We start from the raw sequence: 13,209 nt of genomic DNA on the forward strand, positions 1-13,209 counted from the left end.
GCTGACCACCTCGAACCACACCCCCATGTCACCCGGCGCCCTACATCTCGCCGAAGCCGCGCTCCACCTCGGACCGCACCAGGTCCACGGCCTTTCCGGCGTCCGGACCCGTGGCCCGGACCCGCAGCCTTGATCCCATTCCCGCGGCCAGAGTCATCAGCATCATCACCGACTGCCCGTCCACGTCATTGATGCTGATCTCCACGGCCAGGCCGCCAAGCGCACCGGCCAGCGCCGCGGCCGGTCGAGCGTGGAGCCCCATCGGGTTGATCAGCAGCAGGTCGGCGCAGACGGCGTCGTCGCCGCCTACCCCGCCCTGCCCTGCGCTCGCTTCCGTCCCGGAACCCGCGGCACCGGGACCGCCGAGGCCATCCGAGCCACCTTCGGCCGGGGCGACGACCGCAGGTTGCCAGGCTGTCTCGGCAGCCTTGCGGACCGCGTCGAGCCCGGCGCCGGACTGAGCGGCAACGGCGGCGGCAACGGCTCCCTCCACCAGTGGCGCATCGGCCAGCGCCGCGGTCAGCGGATCACCCATAATCTCCAGAGCCGATTCGGCGGTCATTACGGCGGAGCCCAAATCCGTCAGGATCAGGACGCCATCACCCGAATCCGCAACGTCCAGCGCTTCCATGATCCGTTCCAGTGACGTGCCTATGCGGGCGGCTCCGACGGCACCATCCGTCCCGCCGGCTGCCACAATTCTGACCCCGGACGCCATCTGGGCCGCCAGTTCCACCACGCCGAGGGCCAGTTTTTCGCTGTGCGAGACGATCACCAGTCCCACACTCATGCGGCATCCCCGCCGGGGCGCCCGGCTGCGGGTTGATTCGCGGCATCGGCGGCCGCGCGCAGGATCAGCGCCGATGAGGCAGCTCCGGGGTCACGGTGTCCGGCACTCCGCTCGCCCAGATAGCTTGCCCGTCCCTTCCGAGCGGTCAGCGGATCGGTGGCCACCGCCCCCGCTTCGGCGGCCGCCGCGGCCGCCTCGAGGACCTCCACCACGCCGTCTCCAGCGGCCACGGCCGCGGCGGCCGCGGCGGCGGCAGGCGACCAAGCGTCGACCATTGTTTTGTCCCCCGCAGCGGCCTTGCCGCGCGCGACGACCCCATCGCGGGCGGCGGTCAGCGCGGCAGCCAGCAGAGCCGGATCCAGCTCTGCCGCATCCCCGGACGCCGTGGCGGCCCGCAGGAATGCCGTGCCGTACAGCGGACCGGCCGCGCCACCGACTTTGGACATCAGCGCCATCGCCGCGAGCTTGAAGACTGCGCCCGGTGTCTGCGGCGTCTCCACAGCCAGTTTTTCCACGATCGCGCTGAAGCCCCGGTCCAGATTTTCGCCGTGGTCACCGTCCCCGATGGCCCGGTCCAGTTCGCTGAGGTCTATTCGGTGGTCGGCCACCACCTCCGCGGCGGCGCGCAGCCAGCTAATGGCCCAGCGGGAGTCCAGGCCCGCGCTCATGCCGGCGCTGTCCATCCTTCAGGCCCCCCAGCGCAGGGCGGCGGTATGGACAGGTGCGTCCCACAATTCCGTCATCTCGTCATCGAGGTGCAGGACGGAGATGGAACAGCCCTGCATTTCAAGGGCAGTGATGTAATTGCCCACCAGTGAACGCTCCACACTCAGGCCCGCTTCGCCGAGCACTTTCACCGCATGCCGGAAAACGATGTAGAGCTCGCTCAGCGGTGTGCCCCCCATTCCATTGACGAACAGCAGCACCTTTTCGCCCCGGCTGAGTTTGAGATCCGCCAACACCGGTTCCAGCAGCCGGTCCGTGATGCCGTCGGCGTTTTCCATCGGGATCCGGTGGCGCCCCGGTTCCCCGTGTATGCCGATCCCGATTTCAATCTCGCTGTCGGAAAGCTCAAAGCTCGGCACACCGGCGTGCGGTACGGTGCACGCGGCCAGGGCCACGCCCATGGTGCGCACATTGGCGTTGACGCGCTGGCCGACGCCGGCAACCGCGTCCAGCGCATCCCCGCGCTCGGCCGCTGCCCCGGCGATCTTCTCGACCAACACCGTGCCTCCCACGCCGCGGCGCCCCGCCGTATACAGCGAGTCCTCCACGGCGACGTCATCATTGACCAGCACCGTGCGCACGTCCACGCCTTCGGCCTGGGCCAGCTCCGCGGCCATTTCAAAGTTGAGCACGTCACCGGTGTAATTCTTGACTATGTGGACGACGCCGGCGCCGGAGTTCACCGCCAGGGTCGCCGGAAGTATCTGGTCCGGTGTGGGGGAGGTGAAGACCGCTCCAGGTACGGCGGCGTCCAGCATCCCGGTCCCCACGTAGCCGGCGTGCAGCGGCTCATGGCCGCTTCCGCCGCCGGAGACCAGCCCCACCTTGCCCGCCACGGGCGCATCCTTGCGCATAATAAAGATGGGATCCGGATGAACCGTGACCAGATCGGCGTGGGCGAGGCCGAAACCCTCGACGGATTCGACGACCACGGCTTTCGGGTCATTTATGAGCTTCTTCATTGCGGGACTCCTCGCTGGCTCCGGCGGTCACCCTCCCGGCGTTGCCGAGGATGGCCGTTCTTGAACCCTACCTGCCACCGCAGACCTTGGGTAGATCCGTTGGGCAGGGCCGGGGGTCCGTACCGGAGCGCACGGCGGCGGGCCCCCATCCGGGACCCGCCGTCGTCGCACTTTAACCCGGCCGCCAATAACCGGCAGGGTTAACCTCCCGCGCCTGTCGCGCGGCCGCAGGCCTAGTCCTTCTTGAACTCGTCCTTGACGTTCTCTCCGACCTTCTTCGCGTCCGCACTTACCTGATCCTTCATGCCCTCGGCCTTCAGATCGTCATTGTTCGTGGCGTCGCCCGCGGTCTCCTTGGCCTTGCCGCCAAGGTGCTCTGCTTCATTCTTAATCTTGTCGCCTAGTCCCATTATCGCGCTCACTTTCGATGTAGACGATGTCCGGTTCCGCCAGCGGATCCGGTGTGCCGAGTACGACACCAAGCTCTTTCATTCTAAGCAGGTTTTGACGGTAAAGGTAAGCATGCGAAGCATTCGATGGAATTGCGGGAGCTCATTGAGGAGAGCTTCCCGGTGTGCCCTCAGCCACCCGGGAAGCGCCGGCAGCCGGCCTCGTTGCCCGGACGACCCGCAGGATACGGTGCAGGCTCATGGTCACGGACGCCGCCACACCCACTGGCTTCTGCGGTGAACCCAGCCGATGATAGCGTCCGGACACGTCCTCCAGCGCGGCTTCCGCCTCCTCCAGAGCCTCGTCAGCGTCGACCTCATACCACGTGCGCAGCAGCGAGCCGGCAGCCCTCAGCGCACCGCTCAATGGCGTGCACAGCTCCGCCGGGACCGGAGTCAGTTCCGGGGTTCCCCAAATAGCATCGGCGAGCACCTCGGTGATGTCCTGGACATGGAAGGTGACTCGCTCCAGGGCGCGGACGCGGTCATAGTCCGCGCCAACGTCGCGGTCGTGGAACCGCCGGCGCGGGTTAATCTGCCGGCTCAGATCGGCGTCGGACACGGCCTGCCGGACACCGTGGGCGGCCTCGGCCAAACGGTCGCTGCGCCTGGACCAGTCCTCATGGTCCGGCGGCCAGGTCTCCGTCAGCGCCGCGCCCATGTCTTCAAGCTGGCCGGCCAGCGCCATCCGGTGCTGATCCAGGCTTGCCGCGGCCGCGTTGAGGCGCAGGGGCGGGAAAATAAGCAGATTCACCAGCAGCCCAATGACCACACCGACACCTGTCTGCAGCAGGTATCCGAAGGAAAAGTCCACGACATCGGACCCCCCGATCACCAGCACAAAGAGTGCGGCCATGGGAATCCAGTCCCGGCCCGCGCCGAGCCGGGGAATTCCTGCCAGCAGCACGCCGATCCCGATGACGACCCCTACCGTCCACGGCATCGGATGGCCGAAAACCGTCAGGCCAAAGGCCAGGATTATGCCGATCAGCAGCCCGATGAGGCTCTGCAGTCCCTGCCTGGCGGACCCTGCCACGGTGGGGTACATGCTGATCAGCGCGCCGAACGGCGCGTAATAGGCGTATTCCGGTGCCGACCCCGGCATGAAAGGTGCGACATACCACGCGAGCCCGGCGGCGAGCGCGGCCTTCCCGGCCAACTGAAGCCGGACGGGCGACAGCACCGCCTTGGCAAGATCGCGGACGCGGCGGGATGTTGCTGCGGTGGAGATGTCAGGCATCGGTCCAGTATGGCAGCAGCACCCGGACGGGCGCCTAGAACGGGCGGCCGGAATGCAGCACCGGCGCTTCAGTCATGGGCCGTCTGAGCTGCGGACCGTGGTGGCCCCAGATGCGCGCGGAAGAATTCCTCAATCCGCTGCCAGGCGTCGGCCGCGGCTTCGGGATCCGGTCCCGCGCCCAGCACCAGCTTGAGCACCGGCTGCAGCAGCGCCGGGCCGGAGGGGGCATCGTTGAGAAAGCAGTGTCCCGCCCCCGGATATGTTTTAACGTCATGGGTGATCGAGCGGGCGGTCAGAGCGGCCTCCAGCCTCGGAACGGAGCCAGCCAGCACGCGGTCCTTTCCGCCGTAGCTGGCCACCACCGGGCAGGCGCCTTCCAGCACCTCTGCAACATCCTTGGGAATCGCTCCATAGTTGACCGACGCGGCGCCGAACCCGCGCGACGCCGAGACCAGCGCGAACCCGCCGCCCATGCAGAAACCGAGGACGCCGACGGTGCCGGTGCAGTCCGAGCGGTCCAGCAGCACTCTGCGGGCGGCTTCAATATCCGCAAACGCCCTGCCGCGCCCGGATCTCAGTGCCCGGAAGGTCGCGCTGAGGCAACGCCGGGGGCCGCCGGCGCTGAACAGATCCGGCATCAACACCAGATAGCCCGCGGCTGCCATTCGTGCCACCTGCCGCAGCATGACGTCATCGATGGCGAACGCCTCGTGCAGCATCACCACGGCCGGCCATGGTCCGTCCCCGGTCGGGGTTGCCAGATAGCCCTGCAGTCGTGGACTCTGGTCCTCCAACAGGGAAGGAATCACGATCCTGCGGACGGCCGGCTGCGTTTCCGCCGTTCCCGTCATCGCAGGGACGGAAACGGGGCTTCCGGCTGGACGCGAATCAGCGATCCTGCGCTCCGCCTCCAGCATCGCCTCGCGGCTCACGATGTAGGCGGTACCCACGGAGGCGTCCCGCGACACCATCGCCAGCCAGATGTCCGGTGCCGGTGGGACGCCACGCCGGGCAAAGGCCTCCCGCAGCCGCCCGGCAATAGTGCCGGGGTCGGCACCGTCCGCCTGTGCGATCACCTCCAGGATGGCCAGCTGCCGCGCAATATTATGTTGAGCTTCCTGTCCATTGCCCATTTGGGCCCTCTTCCTAAGCCTTGTTGTCCTACAGCCGAACCGCACCGTTATCTCAGATTAGGCCTGTTCCGTTTCCAATTCATCCGCCCGCTGATCCGGCCCGCCCGCTGATTCACCGCGTCCGGAAGTCTGCGATATCGGCCGTCCGCAGGGTCAGGCCGTTACCCGGGGCCGCACTGTCCGGGACGAGCGCGCCACCTTGCGCATCCAAGGTGCCGTCGAAAAACATCCGTTCGATCCGGACATGATCGTGGAACCACTCCAGATGCCGGAAATTCTGGGTTGCGGCGGCCACGTGGACGCTCAGATGCGGGGCACAATGGCCGGACACCTGCAGCCCGTGCGCGGCCGCGAGCGCGGCGATCCGCTGCCATTCGGTGATGCCGCCGCAGCGCGAGACATCCAGCTGCAGACAATCGACCGCCTCCGCCTGGCACATCCGCAGGAAGTAGTACAGATCGGTGCCGTACTCCCCGGCGGCCACGTCCGCGCTGACCACTGCACGGACGTGCCGCAGCCCGGCAAGATCATCCGAGGATACCGGCTCCTCAAACCACACCACACCCAGCTCGGGTGTGGATTGCAGCAGCCGGATAGCTTGTTTGGCTGTATAGGCGCCGTTGGCATCGACGAACAGCTCAACGTCGTCGCCTATGATGCGCCGGGTCTGGCGCATCCGCTCGCGGTCCCTGAAGATGTTGGTCCCGCGATCCTGTCCGATCTTGATTTTCACCCGCGGAATGTTCTCCCGTTCCACCCAACCGGAAAGCTGCTGTTCCAACTGGGCACTGGAATAGCTGGTAAACCCGCCGCTTCCATAGATGTCAACCCGATCGCGGACGGCTCCGAGCAGCCGATGCAGCGGTACGTCCAGGAGCCGGGCCTTCAGGTCCCACAAGGCGCAGTCGACGGCGGAAATCGCGTAGCCGACGGCGCCTGAACGGTTTGCGTTGCGCACTGCCTGCAGCATGGCAAGGGCACAGGCACCGGTGTCAAAGGCGGCCCGGCCCGTTACCACGGGGGCCAGCAGTCCGGTGATCAGCTGGGCGCATCCGGCCGGGGCATATGTCCAGCCCAACCCCTCACAGCCGCCTGCCTGGACCCGGACCAGGACAACGGTGGTGGAATCCCAGGCAAAGGTGCCATCGGCCTCCGGGGCGTCGGTTGGCACCTCGTAGACCGCCGCCTCGAGCCCGGTGATGGCGGGATCGGCCCACGCTGCGCCGGTGGCCATGTTAGCCCTCCTTGTGCGGCAGGAATTCCTGCAGCTTGGTTTTGACGCCTTCCTTGACGATTCCCCAGGCATCCGGATCGCCGCTGAGCATTGCCTTGGCAGAGGCCTTGGCCTCGGCGAACGTTGCGTGCGGCGGGATCGGCGGGACGTCGGGGTCAACGTGGAAGTCAAGGACCGTCGGCCGGTCCGCGGCGAGGGCCTTGGCCCACGCGCCGGCAACCGCGTCGGGCGACGTAACCACGATTCCCTGCAGTCCGAGGCTTTGCGCGAAGGCGGCGTAGTCGACGTCCGGCAGGGATTGGGATTCGGTGAACTTCGGGCTGCCACCCATTGCCCGAAGTTCCCAGGTGACCTGGTTGAGGTCATTGTTGTGCAGCACTGCAACGATCAGGCGCGGGTCCGACCATTCCTGCCAGTAGCGCTTGATGGTGATCAGCTCTGCCAACCCGTTCATCTGCATGGCGCCGTCGCCCACGAACGCGATGGCCGGCCGCTCCGGGCAGCCGAACTTGGCTCCAATGGCGTAGGGGACGCCAGGACCCATGGTCGCCAGGTTCCCGGAAAGCGAGCCGCGCATGGCGCCACGGAATTTGAGCTGCCGGGCGTACCAGTCCGCCGAAGATCCCGAATCCGCCGTCACCATCGCGTTGTCCGGGAGCAGCGGGGACAGTTCGTGGAACAGCCGCTGCGGGTTGATTGGATCAGCATCCACCATGGCCTCGTCGCTCATGGTCTCCCACCAGCGGGCCACATTCGATTCTATTGTTTCCCGCCAGCCGCGGTCTTCCTTGCGTTCCAGCAGCGGTATCAGCGCGCGCAACGTGGCCGCGGCGTCGCCCACGATGTTCAGTTCATACGGGTACCGCATGCCGATCATTTTAGGGTCCAGATCGATCTGGACGCCGCGGGCCTGCCCGGATTCAGGCATGAACTGGGTGTACGGAAAGCTCGAGCCGACGGTCAGCAACGTGTCACAAGCCATCATCATCTCGTAGCTGGGCCGTGTTCCCAACAATCCGATGGAGCCGGTCACGTAGGGCTGCTCGTCGGACACGGAATCCTTGCCGAGCAGTGCTTTGGCAACGCCGGCGCCGAGGAGTTCGGCAACCTGTTCCACTTCCTTCCGCGCCTCCCGTGCGCCATGCCCGATCAACATGGCCACCTTCGTGCCGCCGTTGAGCAGTGCCGCGGCCTTCCGGACTGCGGCGTCATCGGGGGAAACGGTCGGCCACACGATCCCTACGCTTGAGGGGACCATTTTGAATGCGTGCGTCGGTGCCGAATACTGAAGTTCCTGCACATCCGAAGGAATGATGATGGCGGTCACGGTGCGGTTGGCCGTGGCGATCCGGATGGCGCGGTCCAGCACGTTGGGCAGCTGCTCGGGTACCGTGACCATCTGGACGTAATCGCTGGCGACGTCCTTGTAAAGGGTGAGCAGATCCACTTCCTGCTGGTATGAACCCCCCATCGCGCTCTGTGCCGTCTGCCCGACAATGGCGACCACCGGAACGTGATCCAATTTGGCGTCGTAGAGTCCGTTGAGCAGGTGGATCGCGCCTGGGCCCGAGGTGGCCAGGCAGACTCCCACCCGGCCGGTGAACTTCGCATAACCGACAGCTTCGAAGGCGGCCATTTCCTCATGCCGGGCCTGCACAAACTTGGGCTGGTTTTCAGCCCGGCCAAACGCGGCGACAATCCCATTAATCCCGTCACCGGGAAACGCGAAGACCTTGTCCACGTCCCACTCCCGCAGACGGTTCAACAGGTAGTCTGCAACCAGTTCTTTTGCCATTTTGTTTCCTCCTTTATCGGTTCTCAACTATTCCTGCCCGGTTATTCTTGGACAACTCTTTAGGCAGGGGCATGGGTTTCAGCGGCTCCGCTGAGGTGTTCTGGCAATCAGCTTTTCCGCGGCACGGGCAGTCAGCGCCATGATGGTCAGCGCCGGGTTTGCACTGCCCTGGGTGGGAAGCACGCTGCCGTCGGTGATGAGCAGGTTCGGCACCGCGAACGAGCGGCAGTCGGCGTCCACCACCCCGGATCTTTCGCCGGAGGCCATCCGCGCTCCGCCCACCAGGTGCGCGTACCGCTGGATGGTGATGACCTCGTCGGCGCCGGCGGCATGCAGGATCTTCTCCATCGCCGATTGCGCGGCCGTCATCAGCTGACCGTCGTTCTCACACTGGGAATAACTGAAATTGGCCACCGGCATACCGCGGCGGTCCTTTTCGCCCGAAAGCGTGACCCGGTTGCCGGCCAGCGGCAGGAATTCGCATAATGCTCCCAGACAGGCCCAGTGCACATAGTCACTCATGTATTTGCGCAGTCCGGCGCCCCAGTGTCCCTGCGCGGTCACGTGCTCGGCCCAGGTGATCGGCAGCGGGGAGACGGTCTGGATCGAGAATCCGCGCTTGTAGGGTTTGGTCGGGTCCGTTTCGTAGAACTGCTCAGAACTGACTTCCGGCGGCGGTGCCTTCCACATTCGGACCTCGGACTCGAACCGGCCGGCGGTCTGCGGCGCCCCCTGCACCATCAGGTACCGGCCCACCTGGTCGAAGTTATTGCACAGTCCGTCCGGGAAGTGCTTGGACACCGAATTCAGCAGCAGCCTCGGCGTTTCAATGCTGTAACCGGCGACTGCGACCATGCTGGCGCGCTGGAAGCGCTCCTGGCCGTGGCGGAAGTAGTGCACTCCGGTTGCCCGCCCGGTAGCATCGTCGACCGCGACGCGCGTCACCATCGAGTCCGGACGCACCTCCGCGCCGTGGTCCATGGCGTCGGGTATGTGCGTGATCAGCGGCGATGCCTTTGCATTGACCTTGCAGCCCTGCAGGCAGAATCCCCGGTAGATGCAGTGCGGCCGGTTGCCGAAGCGCCCGTTGGAGATGGCAACCGGACCTACCTTGGCGGTGATGCCAGTGGCCAGCGCGCCGCGCAGGAACAGCTCGCCGTTGCCGGACACCGGATGCGGGCGGTGCGGGTAGGAATGGGGGTCGCCCCACGGCCAACGCTCCCCGGCGACCGGCAGTTCGCCTTCGATGTCCTCGTAAAACGGCTTCAGTTCGTGGTATGCCAGCGGCCAGTCGGCGCCAACACCGTCCTGGCTCAGGGTCTGGAAGTCGCTGGGATGGAAACGCGGGGTGTAGCCGGCATAGTGCACCATGGATCCACCCACTCCCCGGCCGGAGTTATTGGAGCCCAGCGGCACGGGATCTTTCCCCGAGATGACCCGAGGTTCGGTCCAGTACAGATGATGCGAGCCCGCTTCGTCGCTGACCCAGTCCTTCTCCGGATCCCAAAACGGACCGGCATCCAGGGCGACGGCGCGCCAGCCGGCGCGGGCCAGGCGCTGCAGCAGGGTGGAGCCCCCGGCGCCACAACCGATGATCACGATGTCCACCTCGTCGTCGTCCTCGAAATGCCTCATGTCATTGCGCAGCGCATGGTTGCCACCCGGGCCGGCGGGCAACAGCCAGGCCGAGGCGTTTCGGTCGCGTACGGACGCCATCAGTCCTCCTCCTCCGCTCCGGGGGCGAATTGAGGCCTCAACGGATCCTGCTGCGGCCGCACGTCGGCAACCTCAAAGGGTTCACGTGAATCCAGCCCCAGGTTCTTGTAGCCGCGGGGATAGGCCGGCCCTGCGAAGCCGATTTCGTCCCACGCCGCCGGGTGCGAATAAAAGGCCGTGCAGGCGTAGCGGGTCCACAGGCTCCAGATGTGCGCGCCGGAGAACTCATGCCACTGAGCCGCGTCCTGAATGTTCGTCAGGATGGCGGTCTGAGCGTCCCAGTGGACCTGACAAAAGGAAACGCCGTGCCGGGAAAAAGCGTCTTCATCGAGTGCGGACAGTGAAGCGCGCCAGGACTCCCCGTCCGGCTTCATCCCGTCATAGTGCCAGCCGTCGGTTTGGTCTTCAGCCAGCCGCGCATCCACCATGTTCACGATCGGCACCCGGGGATCCTCGCGCTGATCGAGGAGCTGATCAAACAAGGCGCGGGCGGCGGCTTCCTCCACCGGGGTGAAGTACCGCAGGTCCTGCGGAAGTCCCAACCGTGCGATCACGACGGCGGCGGTCGCCTCGTCCCAGTGTCTGGCCTGCGAGGCGGTGCTGAACCCTGGGAACCGGCCTCCGCCGGACGCCGGTTGCAACGGCAGCGCGGTCACTTTTCCCTCCGCAGAACCGCCGCGAGCAGCCCCATACCGCCTACCACAGTTACGAGCAACGGTGCCAGCAGCGGCGGCCCCATCTCCATGTTGTAGCGCAGATTGGAAAATCCCCCCGGTTTTTGGGCGATGCCGCGGGCATGCAGATACGTTCCCTGCAGCCCATTGGCCACGATCGCCGCCGAAGCAATGGGCAGTGCCGTCTTGGCCATCCGCTGGCTGAAGACGCCTGCAATCCCGGCAGCAGCTCCGACCGGTCCAAGCGCCACCGGGATCCACATCAGTTTGTTGCCGAAACTCGCCTTGTCGTGTTCAAAGAAAATCTCCGCCGCGGTGACAACGGAACCGATCGCCGTCAGGGCGGCGAGGGAACGCTCAAAGCGCCCCGTTTCGACGTTGCGGACCATCCGGTCGATGCCGTAGACGGCCTTCGCGGTAGCGCTCGGTTGTTTCATTGGTTGACCTTCCGTTTCGTATGCGCCGTTGCCGGAACAAACGGCCGGCAATAGCAGCGGATGCGCAATTATTGCAATTGCGCAATTGATGGACGGATACTCGATGGTGTGAACGGTTCAAACCCGCCGGAAGAAGGCACCCAGCCCGCGCAGCCCCTACCCACTGCAGGTCCAGTGGGTGCAGATCCAGTGGATGCGGGACAGGTGGAGGCCGTGATGCGCGCCGCCAGCGTGCTGCTGGCCGTAGTCGCCCAGTCAGTGGCCGAGGTGGAGGATGTCGTCACGACGCCGCAGTTGCGGGTGCTGGTCCTCATTGCCACGCACGGCCCGCAGCATTTGGGGGCGGTGGCGGCCGATCTTGGGGTCCATCCCTCCAATGCCACGCGGATCTGCGAGCGTCTGGTCAATGCCGGCCTGATCGAACGCGCCGACGATCCGCAGGACAGGCGGTTCCTGAAACTTGTGCTCAGCGCCCGGGGCCGGCAGTTGGTGGAACAGGTCATGGACCACCGCCGGACGGCCATTGCCGCCGTCGTCGGCCGGCTTCCGACCCGGGCGCGCGCGTCTCTGGCCGCAGCGCTGGATGCCTTTGCCCGTTCCGCCGGAGAGGACGGTACGGAGGATGGGCGGTTCGCGCTTCGGGCCGGCGACTGAGCAGCCATTACGTCACCGGACCCTGCCGTGATGGATGCGCCGGCATCGCACGGTCCGTTCTTCCGGACCGCAGTTCGGCGGCGAAGAACAGACCGGCGACGACGGCGTCGGAAAGGGCCGCGCGCCGGCGCCGGGCATCCACGGCCCCCAGCACGAACATGCTGGCCGAGTGCAGTCCGTCCACCACCGCGCCGCAGCGGTGCAGCGCCGGCGCGAGGGGTGCCAGACCGACGACGATTGCCTGCAGCACGTGTCGCAAGCCCAGCACCCGAACCACCGCGGCTGCCCGGTCGTCGAGCCGGTGCCGGAGCAGCAGACCCGGGATGACGTCCGGAAAGACCAGCTGACAGAGTCCGTAGCCGGCGCGGACGGGTTCCAGCCACCTCATCGCCGTACCAGGCGGCCCAGCAGTGTGGCGCCCCCGGCCAGCAGACCCGCCGCCGTTGCCCCCAACAGACCGTGATGCTGTGAGGCCCACAGTTGCTTGCTTTGGGGCTTGGACCGGCCGTCGAAGGTGCCGTGCGTGCCAAAGTCGTGGTCGACGTCGGCCGGTTCCCACAGATTCACCGGCTGGTCCGGATCCCGGTCCTGCGGCGTCTGCTGGGAACTGAAGCCGGTGCGCGCCAGGTACAGGTCCAGCAGTCCGGGGACAATGGCGTTGGCGGCCAGGGTTGCCATCGTGCTGCCGCCCACCCAGTACTCGCGGCGGCGCGGATGGTCCGCGGCGTACAGCACACCGCGGGCGGCAACCTCCGGCTGGTAGATCGGCGGGACCGGCTGGGCTTTCTTGGGCAGCCGGGACAGCACCCAGCCGAACTGCGGCGTATTGACCGCCGGCATCTGCACCATGGTGTTCCTAACGCCGCTGCCCTCGTGCAGCAGTTCACAGCGCAGCGACTCATTGAATCCCTGAATGGCGTGCTTCGCTCCGCAATAGGCGGATTGCAGCGGGATCCCGCGGTACGCGAGCGCGGATCCCACCTGCACTATGGTGCCGTGGTTGCGCGGTTTCATCCGCTTCAGCGCGATCATGGTGCCATATACGTAGCCCAGATAGCTGACGTCGGTGACGCGTTTGAACTCCTCGGGCTTAATCTCGGTGAAGGGCGCGAAGACGGAGGTAAAGGCCACGTTGATCCAGATGTCGATCGGACCAAGCTCCTGCTCCACCCGCGTTGCCGCGGCATCCAGGGCCGCATGGTCGGAGGTATCCACGGATATGGTCAGTGCGCGGCCCCCGGCCGACTCAACCTCCTTCGCCGCGCCCTCCAGTCCCGCGCCTCCGCGGGCCAGTAGTGCCACTGATGCTCCACGCCTGGCAAAACCAATAGCCGTCGCCCGGCCGATTCCGCCACTGGCGCCGGTGACGACGACGACCTGCTTGCTGGTGCTTTTCATG

General features: G+C 66.2%; 14 protein-coding genes. 1 reads left to right on the top strand and 13 read right to left on the bottom strand.

What is annotated here, in order from left to right; all coding sequences use genetic code 11:
* Positions 1-40: 40 nt before the first annotated feature.
* From dhaM to QMG52_RS02410, 11 genes are all read right to left on the bottom strand, one after another.
* Positions 41-790 carry a dihydroxyacetone kinase phosphoryl donor subunit DhaM gene (gene dhaM, locus QMG52_RS02360; protein WP_283558818.1) on the bottom strand — a complete coding sequence of 250 codons (750 nt, stop codon included), beginning with the start codon at positions 788-790 and terminating at the stop codon, positions 41-43.
* Complete coding sequence (gene dhaL / locus QMG52_RS02365; protein ID WP_283558819.1) at positions 787-1,458, bottom strand: dihydroxyacetone kinase subunit DhaL; 672 nt, start codon at positions 1,456-1,458, stop codon at positions 787-789. Before dhaL ends, dhaM begins: the two co-directional genes overlap by 4 nt.
* An 18-nt stretch (positions 1,459-1,476) precedes the next feature.
* Positions 1,477-2,478, bottom strand: coding sequence for a dihydroxyacetone kinase subunit DhaK (gene dhaK / locus QMG52_RS02370; protein ID WP_283558820.1), 1,002 nt, complete (start codon positions 2,476-2,478; stop codon positions 1,477-1,479).
* A 233-nt stretch (positions 2,479-2,711) separates the two neighbouring features.
* Positions 2,712-2,888 (bottom strand): CsbD family protein, encoded by a 177-nt coding sequence (locus tag QMG52_RS02375; protein ID WP_283558867.1) that lies wholly within the window; start codon positions 2,886-2,888, stop codon positions 2,712-2,714.
* 142 nt (positions 2,889-3,030) lie between these two features.
* Positions 3,031-4,167: an FUSC family protein gene (locus QMG52_RS02380; RefSeq protein WP_283558821.1), complete on the bottom strand. Its 1,137-nt coding sequence runs from the start codon at positions 4,165-4,167 to the stop codon at positions 3,031-3,033.
* 68 nt (positions 4,168-4,235) lie between these two features.
* Complete coding sequence (locus QMG52_RS02385) at positions 4,236-5,300, bottom strand: dienelactone hydrolase family protein (protein WP_349361642.1); 1,065 nt, start codon at positions 5,298-5,300, stop codon at positions 4,236-4,238.
* Between the two features lie 112 nt (positions 5,301-5,412).
* Positions 5,413-6,534: an enolase C-terminal domain-like protein gene (locus tag QMG52_RS02390; RefSeq protein ID WP_283558822.1), complete on the bottom strand. Its 1,122-nt coding sequence runs from the start codon at positions 6,532-6,534 to the stop codon at positions 5,413-5,415.
* A 1-nt stretch (position 6,535) separates the two neighbouring features.
* Positions 6,536-8,329: a thiamine pyrophosphate-requiring protein gene (locus QMG52_RS02395; protein ID WP_283558823.1), complete on the bottom strand. Its 1,794-nt coding sequence runs from the start codon at positions 8,327-8,329 to the stop codon at positions 6,536-6,538.
* Positions 8,330-8,407: 78 nt separating this feature from the next.
* Complete coding sequence (locus QMG52_RS02400; RefSeq protein WP_283558824.1) at positions 8,408-10,045, bottom strand: GMC family oxidoreductase; 1,638 nt, start codon at positions 10,043-10,045, stop codon at positions 8,408-8,410.
* On the bottom strand, positions 10,045-10,701 hold the full coding sequence (locus QMG52_RS02405) for a gluconate 2-dehydrogenase subunit 3 family protein (protein ID WP_283558825.1): 657 nt from the start codon (positions 10,699-10,701) through the stop codon (positions 10,045-10,047). Before QMG52_RS02405 ends, QMG52_RS02400 begins: the two co-directional genes overlap by 1 nt.
* Positions 10,698-11,156 (bottom strand): hypothetical protein, encoded by a 459-nt coding sequence (locus QMG52_RS02410; RefSeq protein WP_283558826.1) that lies wholly within the window; start codon positions 11,154-11,156, stop codon positions 10,698-10,700. The genes QMG52_RS02405 and QMG52_RS02410 overlap by 4 nt, the downstream gene beginning before the upstream one ends.
* 174 nt (positions 11,157-11,330) lie before the next feature.
* On the opposite strand from QMG52_RS02410, the gene QMG52_RS02415 reads away from it, so the two are divergent.
* Positions 11,331-11,810 (top strand): MarR family winged helix-turn-helix transcriptional regulator, encoded by a 480-nt coding sequence (locus QMG52_RS02415; protein WP_283558827.1) that lies wholly within the window; start codon positions 11,331-11,333, stop codon positions 11,808-11,810.
* A gap of 7 nt (positions 11,811-11,817) precedes the next feature.
* On the opposite strand, the gene QMG52_RS02420 is transcribed toward QMG52_RS02415, so the two are convergent.
* Positions 11,818-12,198, bottom strand: a complete 381-nt coding sequence (locus QMG52_RS02420) for a hypothetical protein (RefSeq protein ID WP_283558828.1) — start codon at positions 12,196-12,198, stop codon at positions 11,818-11,820.
* Complete coding sequence (locus QMG52_RS02425; protein WP_283558829.1) at positions 12,195-13,208, bottom strand: SDR family oxidoreductase; 1,014 nt, start codon at positions 13,206-13,208, stop codon at positions 12,195-12,197. Before QMG52_RS02425 ends, QMG52_RS02420 begins: the two co-directional genes overlap by 4 nt.
* Between the last annotated feature and the right edge of the window lies 1 nt (position 13,209).

Source organism: Paenarthrobacter sp. PH39-S1 (assembly GCF_030063245.1).
Taxonomy (GTDB): Bacteria; Actinomycetota; Actinomycetes; order Actinomycetales; family Micrococcaceae; genus Arthrobacter_M.